The organism is Pseudodesulfovibrio sp. S3 (genome assembly GCF_004025585.1).
Taxonomy (GTDB): domain Bacteria; phylum Desulfobacterota; class Desulfovibrionia; order Desulfovibrionales; family Desulfovibrionaceae; genus Pseudodesulfovibrio.
Genome location: NZ_QTZO01000013.1, coordinates 15,014 through 35,781, shown reverse-complemented (window position 1 = coordinate 35,781; position 20,768 = coordinate 15,014). Strand labels below are relative to the sequence as shown.

Genomic DNA, 20,768 nt, shown 5'->3' with positions numbered 1-20,768 from the left:
CAGTGAATTCATATGTGTTTCCTTATGTTGCGGGCCGGAGGCATGCTGCCTCCGGCCCGGTGGTAGAGTCGAAAGCCGATCAGATACGACTTCCGGGCATGTAGTCTCCGGGATAGAGCAACTCGAAGCCCTGGTTGACCTTTTTCACGAACGTGTCGTCGCGCTTGGTCGGGTCCTTGTAGCGCGGGTCCTGCATCATCTCGCGCAGCCGCTCGATGGTCAGGTCCTCGCCCCACCCCCTGGCCGAACCGCGCAGGCCGCCTTCGAGAACCAGGGGCGCGATCTTGGCGAAGGCGCTGATGACTGCGGCCCGATTGCCTGCCCCGGTCTTGTCCAGGGCGACCAGCAGATCCTCGCCGCCAAGGGCCTCGGCGGCGCGCAGGGCGGAGTCGAGCAGGGCCGGGGTGTCGCCGCGATGCACGGAACGCAAGGATTCCAGCTCGGATTCGCACAGTTTGGACGCCTCGGATTCCAGGCCGTGATGGGCGTCCAGAACCATGGGCATGAACCACTCGTACAGGCCGGACACCTGCTTCGGGTTCAGACCCAGCTCGTGCGCCTTCTGCCTGAGGCCGTCGATCAATTCCTCCCGGACCTCGAACCCGTCGGGCAGGTCCATGCCCGGCAGTTCATAGCCGTCCGGCCCCTCGGGCCTGCCAAGGGCGGCATGGAAGGCGGCCAACGCCTCGGGACCGTCCTCATCGCCCGGCAGGCGGATGTATCCGTCGGGGCTCTTGCCGAGCATGCGCTGGGCGTGGACCAGGGCCTTCACGGCCTCGTCCTTGGTGGCGTACTTTTCCAGCGACGGATGGTCGCGCAGGGGAATCTCGGTCTCGACGCCGTTTTCATCCATCTGCCTGACGGTCCAGTCCTCGGGCAGGGTCATCTGCCATTTCTTGTTGGTATCGCTGATCATCGGTTGTTCTCCTTTTCGATGAAGTTGTCTTCGGTAAGCATGTGTTTCATGTGCAGGACCAATGACCTGCGGCCTTCGTTGAACTCGGTGCGGCCCGCGTCCGTGGAAAAGGTGGACCTCATGAAGCAGCCGCGTTTTTCCAGATCGTCCATGACGGTGTGCCCGTCGGCGGAATCAAAGAGCCGCTTGTAGGCCCGGTGCAGTTCGAATGGACTTGTTTCAGGCATGGGGCTCCTCCCTGTCTGATTGTTCGGGTTTGATTGTTTCCTGCGAGGAGGGTTCGAGCGTGTCGAGCGCCGCTCCGGCAAGGGTGCCGGAGAGCATGGCCCACAGCTCGGTCAGCACGTTGGGCCGATCCGTGTAGGCCTCGGACAGGGTCTTGGCGATGGCCGCCATGTTGGCCACCGTGGATGCGGTCTGCGCACTGCCCGCTGCCTGTTGTCTCTGGTCCCGGGACTCGGACACCATATCCTCGGCCTTGAGATAGTCGGACGGGATGTGAAACAGCTCGGCCACATGCCGGGCCATGCGGTCGGTGTCGAAGTTGTCCATGATGCCGAAGGCGTCCTGCGCGCCCACCAGGGGCGAGAGGTACTCCATGACCTGGGCCAGCCCCTGGGCCTCGTACTGCTTCTGGGCGCGGGCCACGGGCGAGGTGTAGCGCACCTCCAGGTCTTCGGGATTCAACCCTTCGGGGAAAGTGGGCAATTCGCCCATGCGCAGCATGATGCGGAAGACCCGCTTGATGAGCGGACTCAGGAATTCGGTCTGGAGTCTGCCCAGGACCGGGCCGAGCACGCGCATCTTCTCGGATTGGCGGATGACCGCCTCGGTGGCCGTGACCGCCGGGCCTTCCTGGGAGAGCTGATCACCCAGAAAGATGCGCCGGATGGACTCGCGACGCTGGGTCATCATGTCCTCGGTGGCACGCAGATCAACGTTCACGGGCAGGGGTTCGATGCGGTCCGAAGAGCCGGCCCGGTAGTACGACAGCCCGCCCGGACCGGAACGCACCGGACCGAGAAAACCGTCGTCCGGCACCATGAGCGGCGGGTCCGACATCTTTTCTGCGGCCATGAGCGCGGTGCGGGCCATGGCGTTGAGCACGCGGGTGTCGGACAGGGCGGTCTGGCCCGGTCCCCGCCCGTATATCTCGCCTGCGGCCTTGGCCCAGCGCGGGACCATGTACGGCATTTCCAGGTAGCCGCTCTCCTCCACTATGTGGCTGTTCCTGATCTCCAAGTACACGCTGGCATACGGGAAGTTGATCACGCCCAGACCGCGCGGGTCCCGGTCGGTGCGAGGGAAGACCGCATGCAGGATCTCCACCTTTTCCTCGGGCCGGTCCTCGGCCATGCGCCTGATCTCGTCCGAACAGGCCCCGCCCCATTCCAGGGCGGCCTGACGGGCCGGGATCTCGTACTTGCGGTACACGGTGTCCACCTGACCGCGCACGGATTCGGCCACATACACCTCGCCCAGGGGACGGGTGGTGAAGCGGACCACGGTCTGGTTGTCGGACTCCACATACATGACCGCCGTGCCGAGCAGGGCCACATCCAGATACAGTTCGTGGACATGGGCCTGGAAGCCGGTGTCTTCGGAATTGAAGACCGCCACCATGCGTTCGCGGGCCGCCTGCAGGAAGTCGCGCACGGCCGTGGCGTCTCCGAGCCGGCGGTCCTTCACCGAGATGTCGAACCACGGCAAGGCCGAATTGGTCAGCAATCCGCCCAGGGACGAGGCCAACAACTCCAGCGCATGCATGGGCGTGGAATCGAAGATGCGCTCGTCCCCGGTACGACCACGCATGGTCATGCCCGGTCCGGGCGCTGTGAAGCTGTTCTTGCGGGGCAGCATGTACTCCGTCAGCTCCTGCCACGAACCGACCCACGGCTGACGCGTTTCCTCCAGCCCCTTGAACCGGGTGAGCAGGGAGCGGGCAAGTTCTGTCCTGTCCATCTTACTCTCCCAGCTTTCGTTTCAAGGCCATAGAGCTGACCTCGGGGCCGTCCACCAATGAGGCCGCACTCCCGGAGAGTGTGCCTTCCTGACGGCTTTTTTCCTCCAGCTTGCGTGACTCCAGAACCTTTTCCCTGTCCCGACGGCGTTCCTCGGCCTCCTCCCGGAGCTTTTCCTCCGCTCGGGCCTTGCGCTCTTCTTCCAGGGCGTCGGACCTGTCCGGTTTCGATTTCCCCATTGCCGAACTCAGCACGGAGCCGAAAACGGTTGTAATTAACGATGCGCTTCCTCCCATAGTCAAAATCCTCCTGTTAAAGTGTTTGGCAGGAGTGTAGACCCGGTTTTTTACAAACCCCGGAGATGTCGGCGAATGTATAGAAAAAGCAGCCGAGAGGTATAAAAAATCAACTTGACAGGGGTACGGTGAAAGCATTGCCCGGCAGGGGTACGGACGGAAAATCGGACATAAAAAAACCGCCCTGCCCGGCCAAAGCCGGACAGGGCGGTTCATCGCCTGTCTTTTGTTATTGCATGGCCCTTTGGGCAGCGGTCTTCTGACCGGAAACCACGACCATGTTCCGGCCGTTGTTCTTGGCCTGGTACAAGGCCTTGTCCGCCTTGACGATGAGTTCGTCATCGGAGGTCAGCGAACCTCCTTCCACGGTGGCCACGCCGATGGACGCGGTAACGGCAAACTTCTGTCCGTCAAAATCGAAACTGCATTCCTCCACGACCGTGCGGACCCTTTCAGCCAGCTTCCAGGCCGCCTCCTCGGTGGTGTGCGGGAGGAGCACGACAAACTCTTCGCCGCCGTAGCGGGCGGGCAGGTCCGTGGTGCGGAACGTGTTGGTCAGGATGTCGCCGACCTTGCGCAGCACCATGTCCCCGGCCTTGTGGCCGTATGTGTCGTTCACGGACTTGAAGTGATCAAGATCCAGCATGAGCAGGGAAAGGTCATGGCGGTAGCGGCGGCGGCGCTTGATCTCGTAGACCAGCCGCTCATCAAAGGAGTGACGGTTGTAGATACGGGTCAGGGCATCGCGATCGGCGCGCAGCTTGACCTCCTTGAAGGCCTGGGCATTGCGCAGGGCCAACCCGATGTGGTTGACCGCAGAGCGGAAGGTTTCCACCTGATCCTTGCCCAACCGATAGCCGGATTCGCAAAGCAGGACCAGACAGCCGAAAGTCTCGGCACCGGCCGTAAGCGGCATGGTCACCAGCTTGCCCTTGTCGGGCGTCAGGGAATATTCCGGCCTGCGCACGGAATCCGTGTACTCGACCTGAAATCCGCCGAACGGACCGGAACCCATGGAACTGGCAGAGACCATGACATGCTCGATCCAGGCGGATTCGGTTTCCGGGGTCATCTTGCCGTTGAGAAATATTTCCACATCGCCGGACTCGCTCTGGAGACTCCAGAATGCCGCATGCAGCATCTTGATGGGAAGCACCAGGCCGAGCGTGCTCTTGGCATTGGCCAGGATGGTGGACGCATCCAGGCTTTCGGTGGCCGACGCCAGCACCTTGTTCAAGAACAGGAGTTGATCGCTCTTGCGGGCCAGCAGTTCGCGCTCGAGCATGATCTCCTCGGTCATCCGGTAGATGTCCGAATACATGCTCGTCAGTTCCTTGGCCCTGAACAGGACGTCCTGGATCTTGGGCTTGGTGAGCGGCGTATGCACCACGGTCAGGAAACCTTCGGCAAGAACCCGGTCCATTTCAAGGGGCATATCGTCCTTGTCCTGGATCAGGATGCGCTGGGTATCGTCCTGATTGCGGTATTCTTCCTTCCGGTACTCTGGAAAGTCCTTCCATACCGACCAGGGAATCCAGGCGGCTGAAGGCTTCTCGTCCTGCTCCAGTTCCTTGGTCACAGGCAATGCACCGGCAGGAAAATTCCGAATGTGAAAACCGGGCCCCACACCCTCTTCTATCTGCTGCCTGAGCGCATCGTCCAACCCGAGCCCCCACATGAGCTCAGGCCGCCTGCCCCGCTTGATGGTCTGTCTTGGCATGTCTCCACCATACTCCTTAAGCGTCAAATCATTGACGGGCTTCACGCCCGCACAGGGAGTTGAGCAAAAACAGGGCCAAAGGATCTTCCTGCGATGAAAACCCCGCGAACACGGCCGTTACCACCGTCTATTCGTTTGATATTCAATATGAAAAAAAATGAGCTGTGACGCACGCCGGTTCCGGGGTAGGCAAAGACTGCCGGTCTTGGCCCGGCTGCCCATTGACAAAACCTCAAAGAAACGTTTGGACCTAAGTATGCCGAAAAAACAACGCATATGGGGAACCCTGGACCCCTTTTTCGAAGGCGGCCCGATTCTGGGGCGCACCGTGGCGAATGTAAGGTTCCTGGACTCCCTGCTTCAAGCGGACCCCTTCAGCGAATATCATTTCTTTCTTCCCGGAAACAGTGCGCTCGCCCCATTGCAACGCCATCTGGAAAAGACCGCTTTGGCAATGCTTGAGGCGGGACGGATCAAACTCATGCAGCGCGCGGAGTTGCCCCGGATGCTGGCCGCCGGCAGCTACCATTGCTTCCACCTGTCCGACTGCATCACCAGCCAGCCCTACCTGGCCCGCATGCGCAACCGCTACAGCGAACGGATCTTTCCGGTCACCGGCCTCATCCATTCCCTGAGCTATGCCAATTACCCCCAGGCCTTTCTGCAACACCTGTGGCCTGGAACCACCCGTAGGGACGCCATTGTCTGCACCTCCACAGCAGGCAGGCAGGTTGTGGACACCTACTTCCGTCTCCTGCGCAACGGGTTTGCCCTGTCTGAGGAGACGCACCCGGCGCCAGGGCTGGCGCACATCCCCCTGGCCGTGGACACGGAAGCCTATGGCCCCGGCGAGCCGAATCAGGGCCCCCTGGTCCGCGTGCTGGTCTTCGGACGGATATCCCACCATTCAAAAATGGACCTGGTGCCTCTGATCCGCGCACTGCACCGGCTGGTGCAGGACGGCATGGACCCCGGCGGCGTGGAACTGGTCCTGGCGGGCTGGAGCGACAAGGACAACCACACCCTGGACACGCTGACCAACCTGGCGGCCAATATCGGCATCTCCCTGAGCATCCACCTGCGCCCGAACGAAGCCAACAAGCTGCTGCTGTTCCAGTCTGCGGACATTTTCGTGTCCATTGCCGACAACCCGCAGGAGACCTTCGGCATCACCCTGGTCGAGGCCGGAGCCTTCGGCCTGCCCGTGGTGGCATCGGACTACGACGGCTACCGGGATATCGTGGAGGACGGCGTGACCGGGCTTCTGGTGCCGACAACAGGACCGGCTACCACCCCCGAAGTGGACCTCATGGCTCCCCTGAATTTTGACAGCCACTATCACCTGCAACTTGCGCAGACCACTGCCGTGGACATCCCGCTCCTGACCGAGGCTCTCGGGCGACTGATCCACTCCCCGACCCTGCGACAGGCCATGGGTGCCGCCGCACGCAATCGGGTGCTTGAACGGTTTTCCTGGCCCAAGGTCATCGACCAGTACGTCTCCCTGTGGGACGCCCTGTGGAAAGAACCGGCAACGGCCGAACCACTGCGGGACCTCCCCCACCCCCTGGCTCCTGAATTCGGGGCACTGTTCAGCCACTACGCCAGCCAAACCCTGACCGGATCGACCGTGCTCAAGATCGGTCGAACAGGCGAGGCGTTTTACCGGGACAGGGATTACCCCAACATCTATACCGGCCTTCATGGGACCATCGACCCGGACGTCATCAAAAAACTTGCTTTTTTTGCCCGTAATCCGGTTGACACCAACACCCTGATAAGCAAGATTTCCGAAATCGCGTCCTTAAATACTCCAAAAATAGAAAATCATATCCTTTGGGCTCTCAAACAGGATATCTTACAAAAAGTGGAATAGTCCCCATGCACAAGAGTCCTTGGAGGCATTGCAATGAAAGTTCTTAGAGCAGCACGCATGGAACGATGCATAGGCTGCCACTCATGCTCACTGGCCTGCGCAAGACAGGTCCACAAATTTCTCTCCTGGAACAAGGCGGGCATTCGCATCTCGTCGGCGGGCGGCCTGTCCACCGGCTTCGAGGCACGAGTCTGTCTGGCCTGCTCACCGGCCCCCTGCGCCGAAGCATGTCCCACCGGCTCGCTCATCCAGCGGCGCGACGGCGGCGTCATCCAGAAAAAGAAGCTGTGCATCCGCTGTGGCAAATGTGCTGAAGCCTGCCCGGTGGACGCCATCTTTCTGGACCACCTGGTAAACCCGTATGTATGCATCCACTGCGGACAATGTGTGCCGTTCTGTCCGCACGACTGCCTTGAACTGGTGGATCTCCCCAAGCGGGAGCAGACCGAAGGAGGGAGCGATGATTAGAGACTTCTTCCGCGTCATGGAGGTCAACCTGACCACAGGCAAGACCAACATCATCGAGCTTCCCGGACGGGGTGAATACCTCGGCGGCGCAGGCCTTGCGGCCCGGCTGTTCGAAAAATTCGGCTTCATTGACCGCGATTGGGACGACCCGGAACAACCCGTCATCTTCGCCATCGGCCCCTTGACCGGCTACTTCCCGCTCATGAGCAAGACCTGCTGCGCATTCCGGTCCCCCTACCACAACCAGTACACCGAGAGTTACGCTGGCGGTAAATCCGCCCTGTCCCTGCGGTTTGCCAACCTGGACGCCCTGGTGGTGACCGGAAAGGCAAAACGGCTGACGGCCCTGTGCGTCGGTTCCCGGCGGGTGGAGACCCGCGATGTGGAATACATGCGCGGATTCGATGCCATACACACCGGTCGCGTGCTCAGAAAGATATTCCCCGGCTCGGGCCGCCGATCCATCCTGCGCATCGGTCCTGCGGGCGAGAATCTGTCGGCATACGCCTGCATCAACGTGGATACCTTCCGCCATTTCGGACGATTGGGCGGCGGTACGGCCATGGGCATCAAGAACCTGAAGGCCATCTGCATCCTGGGTGACCGGGGCTTTGATCTGCCAGAGGGCAAGGCCTATCCAAAACTCTACAAACACATCTTCGAACAACTCACCACCACCGAAATGATGGCCAAATATCACGGCCTGGGAACGGCGGTGAACATCAACCCGCTCAATGAATTGAAAAGCCTGCCGTGGAAGAACCTGCAACAGACCTCCAGCCCGAATGCCGGGGGTATTTCCGGCGAGACCTTTGCAGACGACACCCTGCTGCGGAACGCGGCCTGTGCGGGGTGTCCTGTGGGTTGCATCCATGTCGGCTTTGTCCGCGAACAGTTCCAGACCAACAATCAGTATCTCTATCGCCAGGTCGGGTACGACTACGAACCCATCTTTTCCTGCGGAGGCATGCTGGAGGTCACGGATGCCCCTCAGGTCCTGCGCATCCTGGACGTCATCGAAAAGGAAGGGCTGGACTGCATGTCCACAGGCGTGGCCCTGGCCTGGGCCACCGAGGCCCTGGAAAAGGGCGTCATCAGTGAAAAGGAGACCGAGGTCAAACTGACCTGGGGCGATGCCGAGACGTATATGCAGGCCGTGGAACGCCTGGGACGGCCCACCAATGACTTCTACAAACTGCTGGCCCAGGGTACCCTGAAGTGCGCAGAACACTACGGCGGTGCGGATTTCGCCTGCGTACTCGGCCAGGAAATGGCCGGCTATGCCACGGGAGAAGTTTTCTTCGTCTCCGAGGGACTCGGTTTCCGGCACTCCCATCTGGATTCAGGAGGTTATGCCTACGACCAGAAGCACGAAGACAAGGATGTAACCAAGGCCTTGGATTTCCTTGTCAACGACGAACGCGAGCGGATCGTGCTCAACTGCATGGTAGGCTGCCTGTTCTCTCGCGGCGTGTACAAGGACGACCTTTTGGCTGAAGCGTTGGAGTCAGTGGGCTACGGCGTCCACAATGAATCCGTCGCCGACATCGGACATCGGGTACAAAAACTGCGCTGGCGGCTGCGGCTCCGGATGGGCTACCGCCCCGACCAGGCAAAGATCCCCAAACGGTACTCGGAGATCACCACCTGGAAGGGACCTCTTGATACGGAATACATGGAAGCGCTGCGCACAGGTTATGCAGCGCGCATCCTGGAAATGGGTGCCCCGCTTGAGGAAGACGACTAAAAAAAAGGTTGTCCAGAAAAAAAGAGGTTGCAAACCGCCCGCCATTTGGGTAAACCCCACTTCTCGACCGGTTGCTCGGGTAGCTCAGTCGGTAGAGCAGGGGACTGAAAATCCCCGTGTCGGCGGTTCAATTCCGTCCCCGAGCACCACTTGGAAATAAAGGCTTTCATCGGAAACGATGAAGGCCTTTTTTCGTGGGCGGGTAAACATAGGGTAAACTCTCGTCGATTTTCCTCCCGCCTTAACGGCTTGCTGCCGTGCGGCGTAACTCTCATCTACTCACAAAACAGCGATCCTCGCAACCGCTTCGATTCCCTCTAGTTGATCGTCGCGCCATTCGCTTTCACCCTGCACAACATGCAGGACAGTCGTTTACCCTAAAAAAAAAGACAAAACGCCCAAAATCGTCCATAGATCGTCCGAAGTCTGCCAGCCTCTCTTTGTGCACCTAGGGAAGCCACGGCCCATGCGCTTTTCCTCAAAAAACGCAGGGCACACAAAATCGTCCGACTTCTGTAGGACTTCTGCCTCTTCGCGGTGGCTGTGCCTAGCCCCCTTGAGTACCCTCCATCCGCGAAAACGACCCTCTCAAAATTTTTCCTCGACAGGGCATCTATCGCCGTACTGGAAAAATCCCGGAGGGGGAGTCTGGCGTGGTACAGCAGCTCGACTTGAGGCACTTTGTGAAAAGGCGATACCAAAATTCAGAGACGCCAGCGAACATCGAACTACACAGATGGAAGCAACTACCGATAGCTGGGTATGCTCCGTGTAGTCGTCTCTTCTTTGTGGTCTGCCTCCACCGTCTCGGCCTGCGGCCTCGTCTCTCTCGTCATCCCACCCGCGCTGCGCGCGCTGGGTCTCCTTTGTTTCCTTGTCCGGAAGATGAGAGCCGAAGGCTTCCACGGAGCGAAGCTGAGTTGTCCCGTCAGGGACGCCAACCACATGCCTCCTCCTTGCAACATCTGGCAACACATGAATCAGACCCAGCGAACTGATGTGCTTCTATGTTACGCCCAGAGGGTGGTTACTCTTTATGCTTTTTCTCAACATATCGAAATAACGAATAAATCATGCAGAAGAATGTCGCGCAGAATACGACTCTGAGTGTTTAACAGGATTCTGTGCGACAAAATGGATGCTTACTGTGCGACAAATGGCGGACAGGAACTCGATCAGAATCCCAGCTTCTGCAACGCCGTTCTGATCTCATCCCGACGTGAAGTCATGTTGAGGAATGGCCGGACCATGGCGTTGTTGCCCGCGTAGGGCGCGAGAACGCCAATCACATACAGGTTGGGTTCGTTGCGGGCCGTCTTGAGCGGGATCAATATCCCGGCATCGACCATGTGCTTGATTTCTCGCTCGACCGTCCTCGAGGATTTGCCGATCTGGGTGGCGATTACATCCTTGTTGGGCTGGACCACTGCATCTCCGACATTCTTGTCGCCGTACCCCTTGGAGTAGTATGGCCTGCCGCCAGCATCCTTGATGATCTGCTTGATCTTCTGGTCGTTTCGCGGCTTCAGTTCATCATTCTCCAGTATCGACCGGAACACGTCCTCGAAGTTGGGGGACAGCTTGATGGTGTGATCGTTGAAAGGCCACATGCTCCGAGGGTCGGTCTTGACCTGCAGGCCGAACTCTTGCTCGATGAGAGCCTTCACTTCGTCCAAGGAGTAACCGAGCTTTCTCAAATCAGTTTTGGTCAAATACGGCTCCGGTCCCGTTGTTTTAAGCTGTCCCCGGGCAGCATTCCGCACAACCTCAAGGAGCTCCTCGACCAAGTCCTTTTCCCATTTCAGCTTCGTATTTGATGCCATCGTGCCCTCTTTATTTGTTCCAGTTCCTGATTGGTATCACCTTAACTTGTATGTCGACGACTGCTGCTACCACTGTTGCCATTTGCGTTCAACCAGCATCCTCGCGCGCGTTTCAGCTCAATGGCAACACCTTGATTGTCATGGCGATCCGGGATAACAACTGAGCAGATTTTCAATCGTCTTTCCGCATCGTTAAACAACACGGGCTTTCACATGACCAACTTCTCCGCCACTGCCGCCAGCATCTGGGCCGTTGCCGACCTCCTTCGGGGCGACTTCAAGCAGTCCCAGTATGGCCTTGTCATCCTCCCGTTCACGCTTCTTCGTCGTCTCGAATACGTGTTGGAACCGACCAAAGAGTCCTTCTTCATCTCAGCAGCTTTAACCGACAAAAACGATATGTGGGAGGAGTTTATCTGATGAAAAGAAACATGGATCTTGTACGGAGCCTGCTTTTTGAACTTGAAGAGCATCCTGATGGCTATTCCCCGGACAACATTGAGGTGGATGGTTACTCAGAAGAAGAGGTTGGCTATCATTTTCTCTTGATGGTCGAAGCCGGGTTGATTGAGGGAGAGGAGATTTCCGATTTGGGGTCATCAAGCCCCTCAGCCATGCCTATCCGCCTGACGTGGTACGGTCATGACTTCCTCGACGCCTCTCGCGACAGCAAACGCTGGAAGAAGGCCCAAGGCATATTCGCCAAACTGGGCGGGGTGACCATGGATGTTGCTGTGAAGATATTGACAGACCTAATGTCGCAGCAGGTCGCGAACTTGATGAAATGACACGAACCGATCCTCTGTATTCGAACGAAAACTGAACCAACCAAACTCATATCGAAGCTGAAGCGAGGAACTGTAAATGAAGGTGTTTGAGAACGTGAAACGGTATGTTGTGCTGGCCTGCGCGGTTATCGCCCTCTTGCTGTGTGTCGGCTGTGCCGGAAAGCTCAAGAACCCGGTTGTGGAGCTTGAGGGGGCTCCAACAGGGAACTGCGCGTTCTATTCGCAGATGAAGAATGAGAAGACGCTGCTCAAGGATCAAAGAGTCTATGGGGTAACGATATCCAGCGACGGCCGCCACATGGCAATCCACCAACTTTTCAAGACGGACATGATCATCAACCCGGAAAACGGCTGGCAACTGGCCCTTGACAAGGGAACCACCTTCCAAGCCTTTTCCCCGGACGGCAAAGCTTTGCTTACCTCCACTGATGAGGTCATTCGGATCAGAGCACTCCAAACCGGGGAAACCATCCACGAATGGGGAAGCCTGGACTCGCCACGGCACGTCTCCTATTCCTCGGATGGCAAGATGCTGGCCTACTCCACGAAAACCTCTGTCCGGGTCATTAATGTCGAGGACGGGAAGTTGCTCTTTGAACGTCCCATGGAAGACTGCGTGGCTTTTTTTTCTCCAGACTGCCAGCGACTGGCTGTAGTAACCAAGAAGAATGTCGCGGGCAGACCGTTTGAGTATATAACCGGGACCATCTGGCTTCTGGATGCCACGGTGGGCCTGTTCGCTGATGACGAGTTGCACCTTTACGATCTCGCCAGCGGACAGACAATTGTTGACCAGACACTGGTCGATTCCGTTGCCGTGTCGACCCAGTTTTCTCATGATGGACGCTTTCTTGCCCTTGGAGCGCTCAAGGACTGGGAAACGGCAGGTTTTGGCGAGATTCGGCTGTATGATCCTGCGAGCGGCAAAACGATGTACTCATGGACTGCCCCCCAAGAGTTGCGTGGGATTGCCCTCTCCCCTGACGGAAATCTCTTGACCACCTACAGTGCGCTTCGAGGGGCAGATATGATGACTTATGACCTCGTCAATGGTCGAAAGGTGCAGCAGTTCACCTCTGAGGAAGCAGCCGGGATCATGGATGCAACCTATTCTCCTGACGGGAGGTATCTGGCCATGGCGATTCAAGCGTATCCGGTAGGAGGACAAGGGGCCATAGTGCTCTTTGATGTTGTCAATGGACGCGTTGCCTATTCGAACATCACCCAGAAGGCGATATACTCTGTCGACTTTTTCCCAGACGGAAATGTGTTGGCGGCATGCAGCGAGGAAGGGGTACGCCTCATCCCCTTAACCGAACTGCAATAACCCCGATGCCGCGCGGAAGCCTCAAACACGTCCTCGACCTGCTCGATTCCGGCAGGTTCGCTGTCGTAATGTCCAACATACTTGGAGAGCATGGGGTACACGTGGTTGAGGGCGATACGCAGCGACCGCAGGGGTACGCCGACAGCGAAGAGTGGACCGTACGTCGATTTTGCGCCGAGCACTGCAAGGATCGATTCGACTTCGCTCGATTCGACGCATGGTGGGTGCCGGACCGATACCGCAACCCGCAGTGGGACATCCTGTCCACCTGCACCATTGACGGCACTCCCGGCCTGCTCCTCGTGGAGGCCAAGGCCAACGATCAGGAACTCGACTGGAACGGCAAGCCGCTGTCACCCAAGGCCAGCGACCAGTCCAAGGAGAATCACCATATCATCGGGCAGTGTATCGAAGAAGCCAACTCAGCGCTGAATCAGATCCTCCCCGGCTTCTCCATCAGCCGAGACACTCACTACCAACTCTCTAACCGCATCGCCACGGCATGGAAGCTCGCCGATTGCGGTCTGCCCGTCGCTCTTCTCTATCTCGGTTTCACCGGCGACGCGGGCATGCGGACGCCTACCCGCCAGCCGCTGATCGACCGTGACCACTGGCTCCGCCTCATGGGTGCATACCTGCACGGCGTGATGCCGCAGCATTTCCCCTGCACAACCATCCATTTTGGCGGGAATGGTAACATGCGAATGCTGATCGAGTCGTTATCAGTGATTGAGACTTCGCCAAGATTGGCGAGATGTCCCCAGAATGAGCATTGAGTACTAATCGACGGTTGACTTTTCTTCAATCTCCCGCCGTACCCGCTGGACACTCTTGGTGCTGATGCCGAGCTTCTTGGCGATGGCGGCATGGCTCATCCCATCTGCCAGCATCCCGCTGATCTTGTCCTTGTTGAGAGTGGCCGGACGGCCTCGGTACTTGCCTTCGGACTTCGCCTTGGCGATCCCGGCCATCTGCCGCTCCCTGCGGAGGTTGGTCTCGAACTCGGCGAACACTCCCAGCATCTGCAAGAAGCACTTCCCCGCTGCCGTGCTGGTGTCGATCTTCTGATCGAGGATCACGAGACCAGCCCCTTTCGTCTCCAACTCCTCGACGATCTGAAGCAGGTCGAGGACGTTGCGGGCCAGTCGATCCAGTTTCCACACGACCAGCGAGTCGCCTTCACGGAGGGTCTGGATGATCATCTCTAGCCTCGGTCTGCCATCCCGACTCGTCGCGCTTGCCTGCTCTTCATGGATGAGGGCTTCCGGGTACTCCTTGCGGATGGCGGCGACCTGCATGGATGCGTCTTGGTCGGTAGTGCTGACTCGGGCGTAGGCGATGATCATGAGTGACTCCCTGTGTGGACATTTTATTCTAAGACGTTGCCACTCTACATGGACATAAATCCAGATGTCAACCCTCTTGTCCACGACATGTCTACTAGACACATGGGTATACCCATGCGGCCACACAGGAAATTCCGTTTTTGATCTCAGAACAGTCTTTCAAAGCTTTTATTTGTATAAGATGTGAAGTATGGAGGTTTCAAACCATATGGAGATTCCTATGTCCGAAGCAAAGAAGATGGTTGACCAAGCTAGAAAGGGCGAAAAACTCAGCAGTAAAGCAGGCTCGTTGATGGAGCTCATCAATAGTAGGCAGACTGACGAGTTGATTATAGCTTTTTGCGGAGCATTGGGAAGTGGGACATCCGTAGTCGCGAAAAGGTTTGAAGCCAATCTCGCGGGGAAAAAGTACGACACAAAATATATAAAGGTCAGCACACTGATCGTTGACTCTTTCCCTGAAGATAAAAGGATTGAGAATCTCGGCAGCATGGCTAAGGCCAAGAAAATCGAGACACTTCAGGACTTAGGGAATGAACTTCGAGATGAATACGGGACGGATGTTCTAGCTCAAAAAATCGTCAGCAGTATTGCCATCGATAGGCGAGAAGAGACCAAGGAATCCAAAGAGGAAAATAAACGCAACAGACGCCACGTAACATTCATCGATAGCTTGAAGCATCCTGCCGAGTACGAACTTTTGAAGGCAGTGTATGGCAACATGTTTTATATGGTAGGCGTGTTGTGTCCCGAGCAAATTAGGACAAATCGACTTGTAAATGAAGATGGGTTTGGCAAGGAAGATGCTGTAATTCTTACTCAGAGGGATAAGAATGAAGGCCTAAAGTATGGACAAAAGCTTGTAAAAACAATTCAACACGCAGATTTCTTCATCAGGAACGCTAAAGGAAACGCTGGCGCACTGGACAATCCTATTGATCGGTATCTGAACCTAATGCTCGGAAAGAGGGACATAACGCCTACACTGGATGAATACGCTATGAATGCTGCACATTCAGCTTCATTGCGATCAGGCTGTATGTCGAGGCAGGTGGGTGCAGCTATATTGAGCGCTGAGGGCGACTTGATTTCGACCGGGAGGAATGACGTCCCGAGGGGAGGAGGAGGTTTGTATGGACCCGAAGATGGTGAAGATGATTTCCGTTGTGTAATGAAAGCAAACGGCACGTGCCAAAGTAATGACAAAAAAAATGAGATAATTGGAGAGATTGAAGGGGTTTTTAAAAGCGAGTTGATGAAAGTTTGTAAAAAGGTGGATGGCCTTGTTGAGCTTTTAAAAAAAGAGAATATGGATGTCGATGGCATAGTCGAGATGCTTCGCAAAAAGGCTGCTGACATCCCGCAGCTTGAGGGACTCATAGAGTTTTCCAGAGCTGTCCATGCTGAAATGGATGCAATCACTACAGCAGCTCGGATGTCTACAGTCTCACTTAGAGGCGGGTCTTTATATTGTACTACTTTTCCATGCCACCACTGCGCTCGTCACATTGTATCTTCCGGGATTAGTAAGGTCTATTACATAGAGCCTTATGAAAAGAGTTTGGCCTTTGATCTGCATAGCGATTCGATAGAAATCGATGCTTCAGACAAACTACAAGATATTTCGAAGCTGCGTATCATTCCCTTTGAAGGCGTCGCCCCGAAACAATTTGTAAATATGTTCGAAATTGGGAACCGAAAGAAAAACGGCAAGAGAATCGATGTCGATCTTAGTGTGGCAAAACCTGTACTTCAGAAATTCTTATTTAACTCACTCGACTTTGAAAAAGTGGTGGCCACCTATCATGGGGAGCAAATGGCGGCAAAAAAATAAGCTTGATTTGGGTTAGTTTTTTCACTAGATTTTATATGTCCAAGGGACGTCTAGAAACTGTGGACAATTTAAGGGAGTTTAGAGGATGAGTCGCAAAACGCGGATAGTTGCTAAGCAGCTTGAGCTACCGTTTACGGATACTAGGGTAGAGCATGTTGAAGAAGCAAAGGTTGCAACTCATTCAAAGATTATTAGTTTTTGCACATATGTAAGTGAGCAATCAAAATCTGAACAAAAAGCCAAAAAGGAAAAAACTCTAAAAGAGCTAGCCGATGAGGCTTATGAGTTGTGTTTTTGACAACAGGCTCACAGAGATTATTTAAGCCACAGTATATACTGTGGCTTTTTTGTTTTTAATGGTTACGAAGCCGGAAGGGGATTAATCAATCTTGGTGGATACATTTGTGAAAACGAAACGCTCGTCAATTATGAGTTCGATTGTTTCGAAGGATACCAAACCAGAAATCCAAGTCCGCAAGCTCCTTCACGCCCTCGGCTACCGCTTCCGTCTGCATCGCAAAGACCTTCCCGGCACACCCGATATTGTCCTTCCCCGCAGGAAGTCGGTGATCTTCGTCCACGGCTGTTTCTGGCATCTGCATCCGGGATGCAAAAGAGCGACCATGCCCAAAACCAACGTCGAATTCTGGGAGAAAAAGCTAAAGGGTAATGTCTCCCGCGATGCCAAGGCCATTGAACAACTTCAAGACCTTGGGTACAGGTGTCTTGTGATCTGGGAATGCGAAACCAAGAACCTCGACGAACTGACGGACAGGCTGACGGCCTTCCTACCTCGATAAGGCAGCACTCATGGCAAGACGATCCTGCATCGGCAACCCCGAATCCCTACGCTCTGCATTGGTTGAGCTCTTGAATGATTTCGAGAACCATCTCAAGAGCAGCAGCCTCAGGCAACAGGTACGCGAACTCATCCCGGCCAATCATCTCCTTCGCGACCTCGGTAGTTCCCTTCTGCGCGACGAGACGGCAAAGGCGGCACGGGACCGCATACTCCGCTACCTGCTCAAGTATGTCGGCGTGGTCATCGACGGGGAGGAACTCATGGTCATCGGCGGCATCAGCGAATACGCCCGTCGCATCCGGGAACTCCGTGTCGAACACGGCTGGAAGGTCATCACCGGATACACGGTCAAGGACATGAAGGACGACGAGGAGAACGGCTTCGGGGAGGAACTCGACGCCATGAAGCCGGATGACTATCTGCTCCTCTCCGACGAACAGGACCGCGATGCAGCCTATCGCTGGAATGTGGCCAACGAGATTCGCAAGGAAAAGGACTTGTCCGTCCGAGACAAAATTCTCAAATTCTTCCGCAGCAACGTCGGCAAGGAAGTCTCCGGTGAGGAGCTTCGGTACGTAGCCGACAACAGAAGTGAGTGGGCACGACGAACCCGCGAGCTACGTACCGAATACGGCTGGCCCATCATGACCCAGAACACCGGCATGCCCGATCTCCCAGTGAGCATGTATGTGCTGGTCGAGGACCGACAGGCACCTGAGCATGACCGGGTCATCAAGGATGCGGTTCGCCGTGAAGTGTACATGCGAGACGGTCACACATGCCAAGACTGCGGCTGGAATCACGACCTATGGAACCCTTCCGACCCGAGGCATCTTGAAGCGCACCACATGAAGCATCATGCTGACGGCGGCGAGAACACGGTGGAGAATCTGACCACCCTCTGCAACATCTGCCACGACAAGCGGCACAGCAAGGGCGAAAAGGACTAGGCGGCCTTTCTGGCCCTCATGGCGAGCACGTCGGCAATGGCCCTCGCCACGGCGGCGGCCATATCCGGGGGAACGGCATTGCCGATCTGACGGGCTACTTCGGTCTTCGTGCCCGTGAAGACAAAGTGATCGGGGAAACCCATGAGCCGAGCAGCTTCTCGGTGGGTGATGGGACGATGCTGCTCCGGGTGTAGATACCGACCCTTTTCCGGCTTGAAGAACTCCGTCCGAATAGTCACTGACGGACGATCCCACCACAAACGGCCGAACAAGTCTGTACCGCCCGAAACCTTCCTGATCCAACACTGAGGAGTGATCTCCGGCGCATTGCGTTGCAAATCGAACCGATTGCCCCCCGGCGGAACGGCTCTGTACCGCTGCAGACTCTTGGCCGTCGGGTTCCGGCGAAAATGAAGATTGAGCGGTGCCGGGACATCCCTGATCTCGAACCCCTCCGGTGGCGGAAGATCGGAGATCATATCGGCAACGGTACGCCACCGAGGCAACCCCGTCCTTTCCGGGTCCAAGGAGTGCGTCGGCTTCGGTGGAAAGGACACGACGTCGAATGCCGACATCTTCCAGCCCACGATGAATGCCCTCTTCCGGGTCTGGGGTGCTCCGTAGTCGGCCGCATTGAGAAGAGCCGAGGTCGTCTTAAACCCGAGCTTTTCGGCTCTCTTAACAATTTCCTTCTTCTCGTCCGCCTTGAGCAGTCCCTGCACGTTCTCGATGACGAAGACTCGCGCACCGGACATGGCAACGATGTCCATGTACGGCTCCCACAAGGCTCGGCGGTGATCCCCTTTGCGCTTCTTGTTGAGCAGGCTGAACCCCTGACAGGGAGGCCCACCGATGACAATGTCGGCTTCGGGGACTTGTCCGACCAGCCCGCCCGACGCCCAATTCTCGATGTCGTCGCACACGGCATGGCTGCCGAAGTTGGCGATATAGCTGTTGACGGCCGCCTGATCGTTGTCCAACGCAAAGACGGACTCGAACCTCCCGCAGTAATCGGGATGAACGAACCCTAAGGTCATACCTCCGCAGCCGGAGAAAAGGTCGATCAGTTTGTGCTTCATGGTGATTTCTTGAATTTCTCCAGACTCTAGCAGAAGGGATGCAGTCGCTCAAGAACCTTCTCGATTCGGGGGTACCCGGCAACTGCCTGAAAACACACTCTCCGCCGCCGCCATCCCTCTCCTGACCGACTCATCGGCAAGATGGGCATACCGCTGGGTCATGCTCACGGTCTTGTGACCAAGGATGTGCTGAAGCGTGTAGAGATCGACCTTGCCGGTACTGACAAGCCTTGATGCAAACGTGTGCCGCAGGTCGTGGGGGCGAATTTCTGCGCGAAGATTGGCTGCGGCCTTGATACGGGTCCACGGCCAGCGGTAGTGGATGCGATTGCCGTTGGTCGAATGGAAGACCAAATTCGACCGCGCCTGTCGTTCGGCTCGGGCCTCGGCAAGGATGCTCTTCATCATGTCGTTCATGGGTAGGTACTGGCACCGTCCCTTAACCATGCTCTTGATCTCGAACCGGATGACGTCTCCCTCGTAGTCCACATCCGGCCACGTGAGGCTGAAGACCTCGCCCGTCCTTTTCCCTGTCGCGAGGCAGAACTGGAAGGCAAGGGCGACCATGCGGTTCTTCCATGTGCCCAGAACGGCCATGAGGCGGTCTAGCTCGGCATCGGTGAGGGGGTTGGTCACTTGGTTGTCGTATCGGGGCATGTCGAGGCGTGTCGCCGGGTTAGTGCCCTCGTAGAGTCCGTTCTTGGCTGCGTAGCTGTACAACCTGCTGATGAGTTTCACGTTCTTGGTGACCGTCTCCATCGCCAGTGGTTTCCGAGTCCCCTTGGTCCTTTGCATGCTCTTCATGGAGCACATGAACTCGGCTATGTCCGGCGGCGTGATCTCATCCAGCCGCATTTGCCCGAACCGTTTTCGGACACGGGTTTCCCAGACCTTGCGCCATGATCGCGGCGACTTCAGCTTTGAGTTATGCAGCCTGTCGAACCTGTCCCAGACCTCCTGCAAGGTCGGCACCGGCATCTTCTCCGGCACCACGGCTGCGACAGTGATATCGTGCCTCCACTTCGCTTCGATCTGTTCGGCCAGCTTCAGGGAGTCGACGGTCTTCGTCTTCCATCGGCCCCGCACCTTGATCATGACCTTGTATTTCCGGTGTTGCTGGAGGTTGGTCTTGCACTTGCGGCAAGACTTGGTGCCGAGTTTGTACGTCGATGAACAGTTCGGGCATTTGATCGTGATCGCCATCGATCCTCCGGGTAAACATAGGGTAAACTCACGACGCTTTTTCTCTGGTCTGCGCCATGAATTCACTCGGGTTGTTTCCAACCCCTATGCTTATCCGCAGGGACATTCTGACGGCCGATATAAACAACCATTCAAGCAGGTTGCAAACCGTCCCCCATTTGGGTAAACCCCACTTCTCAACCGGTTGCTCGGGTAGCTCAGTCGGTAGAGCAGGGGACTGAAAATCCCCGTGTCGGCGGTTCAATTCCGTCCCCGAGCACCATAGATATCAAAGGCCTTACGGAGTATTCTTCGTAAGGCCTTTTCCTTTGAGCGTTCTCATCCCGCCGCTTTTGTGCTTTTGGATGTTCAAATAATGCCAATGACTGCATCAGGTGTGCTGAACTGGCAGACTCTACCTTGTGTATCCTTTTGCATCTGGCAATCCATCAATCAGAATAAAAGCACTCGACTTTCCCCTATCATGTGCGAAAGCCCGTTCAGCCCAAACAAGCTCAAGGGAAAGAGGCCGGTACCTGGCGCGCTCTCCATTTTTGTTCTCTTCAGGATGCCGCAGACGGGGCCTGACTTCGCCCTGCCAGACGAGAATGGAATATTCCTGCCAACGGTTGCGACAGCCTACTTTTCAAGAG

20 protein-coding genes and 2 tRNA genes are annotated in these 20,768 nt (G+C 56.5%); 13 read left to right on the top strand and 9 right to left on the bottom strand.

Annotation, left to right across the window (positions count from 1 at the left end):
- Window positions 1-79: 79 nt before the first annotated feature.
- From DWB63_RS13180 to DWB63_RS13160, 5 genes are all read right to left on the bottom strand, one after another.
- Window positions 80-916, bottom strand: coding sequence for a hypothetical protein (locus DWB63_RS13180; RefSeq protein WP_128329311.1), 837 nt, complete (start codon window positions 914-916; stop codon window positions 80-82).
- Window positions 913-1,143 (bottom strand): hypothetical protein, encoded by a 231-nt coding sequence (locus tag DWB63_RS13175; RefSeq protein WP_128329310.1) that lies wholly within the window; start codon window positions 1,141-1,143, stop codon window positions 913-915. The genes DWB63_RS13180 and DWB63_RS13175 overlap by 4 nt, the downstream gene beginning before the upstream one ends.
- Entirely contained in the window at window positions 1,136-2,878 is a 1,743-nt protein-coding gene (locus DWB63_RS13170) for a portal protein (protein ID WP_128329309.1), read from the bottom strand. The genes DWB63_RS13175 and DWB63_RS13170 overlap by 8 nt, the downstream gene beginning before the upstream one ends.
- Before the next feature lies 1 nt (window position 2,879).
- Window positions 2,880-3,116 (bottom strand): hypothetical protein, encoded by a 237-nt coding sequence (locus DWB63_RS13165; protein ID WP_128329308.1) that lies wholly within the window; start codon window positions 3,114-3,116, stop codon window positions 2,880-2,882.
- Between the two features lie 286 nt (window positions 3,117-3,402).
- A complete protein-coding gene (locus tag DWB63_RS13160; RefSeq protein ID WP_128329307.1) occupies window positions 3,403-4,893 on the bottom strand; it encodes a sensor domain-containing diguanylate cyclase in 1,491 nt (496 codons plus the stop codon).
- Between the two features lie 256 nt (window positions 4,894-5,149).
- Between DWB63_RS13160 and DWB63_RS13155 the strand changes: the two genes are divergently transcribed.
- From DWB63_RS13155 to DWB63_RS13140, 4 genes are all read left to right on the top strand, one after another.
- Window positions 5,150-6,769 carry a glycosyltransferase family 4 protein gene (locus DWB63_RS13155; RefSeq protein WP_128329306.1) on the top strand — a complete coding sequence of 540 codons (1,620 nt, stop codon included), beginning with the start codon at window positions 5,150-5,152 and terminating at the stop codon, window positions 6,767-6,769.
- Window positions 6,770-6,802: 33 nt separating this feature from the next.
- Window positions 6,803-7,237, top strand: a complete 435-nt coding sequence (locus DWB63_RS13150; RefSeq protein ID WP_128329305.1) for a 4Fe-4S binding protein — start codon at window positions 6,803-6,805, stop codon at window positions 7,235-7,237.
- Window positions 7,230-8,984: an aldehyde ferredoxin oxidoreductase C-terminal domain-containing protein gene (locus DWB63_RS13145; protein WP_128329304.1), complete on the top strand. Its 1,755-nt coding sequence runs from the start codon at window positions 7,230-7,232 to the stop codon at window positions 8,982-8,984. The genes DWB63_RS13150 and DWB63_RS13145 overlap by 8 nt, the downstream gene beginning before the upstream one ends.
- 73 nt (window positions 8,985-9,057) lie before the next feature.
- Window positions 9,058-9,133: transfer RNA gene (locus tag DWB63_RS13140), tRNA-Phe, on the top strand.
- Between the two features lie 1,026 nt (window positions 9,134-10,159).
- Here the strand turns inward: DWB63_RS13140 and DWB63_RS13135 are convergent.
- Complete coding sequence (locus DWB63_RS13135) at window positions 10,160-10,807, bottom strand: hypothetical protein (RefSeq protein WP_128329303.1); 648 nt, start codon at window positions 10,805-10,807, stop codon at window positions 10,160-10,162.
- Between the two features lie 213 nt (window positions 10,808-11,020).
- Between DWB63_RS13135 and DWB63_RS13130 the strand changes: the two genes are divergently transcribed.
- The 4 genes from DWB63_RS13130 to DWB63_RS13115 all read left to right on the top strand — a co-directional run bounded on the left by DWB63_RS13130 (window position 11,021) and on the right by DWB63_RS13115 (window position 13,698).
- Window positions 11,021-11,227, top strand: a complete 207-nt coding sequence (locus DWB63_RS13130) for a type I restriction-modification system subunit M N-terminal domain-containing protein (protein ID WP_206613170.1) — start codon at window positions 11,021-11,023, stop codon at window positions 11,225-11,227.
- Complete coding sequence (locus DWB63_RS13125) at window positions 11,227-11,595, top strand: DUF2513 domain-containing protein (protein ID WP_128329302.1); 369 nt, start codon at window positions 11,227-11,229, stop codon at window positions 11,593-11,595. Before DWB63_RS13130 ends, DWB63_RS13125 begins: the two co-directional genes overlap by 1 nt.
- A gap of 94 nt (window positions 11,596-11,689) precedes the next feature.
- On the top strand, window positions 11,690-12,922 hold the full coding sequence (locus DWB63_RS13120) for a hypothetical protein (RefSeq protein WP_128329301.1): 1,233 nt from the start codon (window positions 11,690-11,692) through the stop codon (window positions 12,920-12,922).
- Between the two features lie 5 nt (window positions 12,923-12,927).
- Entirely contained in the window at window positions 12,928-13,698 is a 771-nt protein-coding gene (locus tag DWB63_RS13115; protein ID WP_128329300.1) for a hypothetical protein, read from the top strand.
- A gap of 3 nt (window positions 13,699-13,701) precedes the next feature.
- Here DWB63_RS13115 and DWB63_RS13110 read toward each other — a convergent pair whose 3' ends face one another.
- Window positions 13,702-14,370, bottom strand: coding sequence for a recombinase family protein (locus DWB63_RS13110; protein WP_206613169.1), 669 nt, complete (start codon window positions 14,368-14,370; stop codon window positions 13,702-13,704).
- Window positions 14,371-14,488: 118 nt separating this feature from the next.
- Between DWB63_RS13110 and DWB63_RS13105 the strand changes: the two genes are divergently transcribed.
- The 4 genes from DWB63_RS13105 to DWB63_RS13090 all read left to right on the top strand — a co-directional run bounded on the left by DWB63_RS13105 (window position 14,489) and on the right by DWB63_RS13090 (window position 17,854).
- Window positions 14,489-16,102: an anti-phage dCTP deaminase gene (locus tag DWB63_RS13105; RefSeq protein WP_164879892.1), complete on the top strand. Its 1,614-nt coding sequence runs from the start codon at window positions 14,489-14,491 to the stop codon at window positions 16,100-16,102.
- Window positions 16,103-16,187: 85 nt separating this feature from the next.
- Window positions 16,188-16,400, top strand: a complete 213-nt coding sequence (locus DWB63_RS13100; protein ID WP_128329298.1) for a hypothetical protein — start codon at window positions 16,188-16,190, stop codon at window positions 16,398-16,400.
- A 94-nt stretch (window positions 16,401-16,494) separates the two neighbouring features.
- Window positions 16,495-16,902 (top strand): DNA mismatch endonuclease Vsr, encoded by a 408-nt coding sequence (vsr, locus tag DWB63_RS13095; RefSeq protein WP_347231976.1) that lies wholly within the window; start codon window positions 16,495-16,497, stop codon window positions 16,900-16,902.
- A 10-nt stretch (window positions 16,903-16,912) separates the two neighbouring features.
- Complete coding sequence (locus DWB63_RS13090; protein ID WP_128329297.1) at window positions 16,913-17,854, top strand: HNH endonuclease signature motif containing protein; 942 nt, start codon at window positions 16,913-16,915, stop codon at window positions 17,852-17,854.
- Here DWB63_RS13090 and DWB63_RS13085 read toward each other — a convergent pair.
- A complete protein-coding gene (locus DWB63_RS13085) occupies window positions 17,851-18,933 on the bottom strand; it encodes a DNA cytosine methyltransferase (protein ID WP_128329296.1) in 1,083 nt (360 codons plus the stop codon). The genes DWB63_RS13090 and DWB63_RS13085 overlap by 4 nt on opposite strands.
- Window positions 18,934-18,981: 48 nt before the next feature.
- Window positions 18,982-20,136, bottom strand: a complete 1,155-nt coding sequence (locus DWB63_RS13080; protein WP_128329295.1) for a site-specific integrase — start codon at window positions 20,134-20,136, stop codon at window positions 18,982-18,984.
- Between the two features lie 186 nt (window positions 20,137-20,322).
- Here DWB63_RS13080 and DWB63_RS13075 point away from each other — a divergent pair.
- Window positions 20,323-20,398, top strand: a tRNA-Phe gene (locus tag DWB63_RS13075).
- Window positions 20,399-20,768 lie beyond the last annotated feature (370 nt).

Excerpts from the sequence above, each read along its gene's own strand:
- DWB63_RS13180 (WP_128329311.1), bottom strand. The coding sequence starts at position 916 with ATGATCAGCGATACCAACAAGAAATGGCAGATGACCCTGCCCGAGGAC.
- DWB63_RS13175 (WP_128329310.1), bottom strand. The coding sequence starts at position 1,143 with ATGCCTGAAACAAGTCCATTCGAACTGCACCGGGCCTACAAGCGGCTC.
- DWB63_RS13170 (WP_128329309.1), bottom strand. The coding sequence starts at position 2,878 with ATGGACAGGACAGAACTTGCCCGCTCCCTGCTCACCCGGTTCAAGGGG.
- DWB63_RS13165 (WP_128329308.1), bottom strand. The coding sequence starts at position 3,116 with ATGGGGAAATCGAAACCGGACAGGTCCGACGCCCTGGAAGAAGAGCGC.
- DWB63_RS13160 (WP_128329307.1), bottom strand. The coding sequence starts at position 4,893 with ATGCCAAGACAGACCATCAAGCGGGGCAGGCGGCCTGAGCTCATGTGG.
- DWB63_RS13155 (WP_128329306.1), top strand. The coding sequence starts at position 5,150 with ATGCCGAAAAAACAACGCATATGGGGAACCCTGGACCCCTTTTTCGAA.
- DWB63_RS13150 (WP_128329305.1), top strand. The coding sequence starts at position 6,803 with ATGAAAGTTCTTAGAGCAGCACGCATGGAACGATGCATAGGCTGCCAC.
- DWB63_RS13145 (WP_128329304.1), top strand. The coding sequence starts at position 7,230 with ATGATTAGAGACTTCTTCCGCGTCATGGAGGTCAACCTGACCACAGGC.
- DWB63_RS13135 (WP_128329303.1), bottom strand. The coding sequence starts at position 10,807 with ATGGCATCAAATACGAAGCTGAAATGGGAAAAGGACTTGGTCGAGGAG.
- DWB63_RS13130 (WP_206613170.1), top strand. The coding sequence starts at position 11,021 with ATGACCAACTTCTCCGCCACTGCCGCCAGCATCTGGGCCGTTGCCGAC.
- DWB63_RS13125 (WP_128329302.1), top strand. The coding sequence starts at position 11,227 with ATGAAAAGAAACATGGATCTTGTACGGAGCCTGCTTTTTGAACTTGAA.
- DWB63_RS13115 (WP_128329300.1), top strand. The coding sequence starts at position 12,928 with ATGCCGCGCGGAAGCCTCAAACACGTCCTCGACCTGCTCGATTCCGGC.
- DWB63_RS13105 (WP_164879892.1), top strand. The coding sequence starts at position 14,489 with ATGTCCGAAGCAAAGAAGATGGTTGACCAAGCTAGAAAGGGCGAAAAA.
- DWB63_RS13100 (WP_128329298.1), top strand. The coding sequence starts at position 16,188 with ATGAGTCGCAAAACGCGGATAGTTGCTAAGCAGCTTGAGCTACCGTTT.
- DWB63_RS13090 (WP_128329297.1), top strand. The coding sequence starts at position 16,913 with ATGGCAAGACGATCCTGCATCGGCAACCCCGAATCCCTACGCTCTGCA.
- DWB63_RS13085 (WP_128329296.1), bottom strand. The coding sequence starts at position 18,933 with ATGAAGCACAAACTGATCGACCTTTTCTCCGGCTGCGGAGGTATGACC.
- DWB63_RS13080 (WP_128329295.1), bottom strand. The coding sequence starts at position 20,136 with ATGGCGATCACGATCAAATGCCCGAACTGTTCATCGACGTACAAACTC.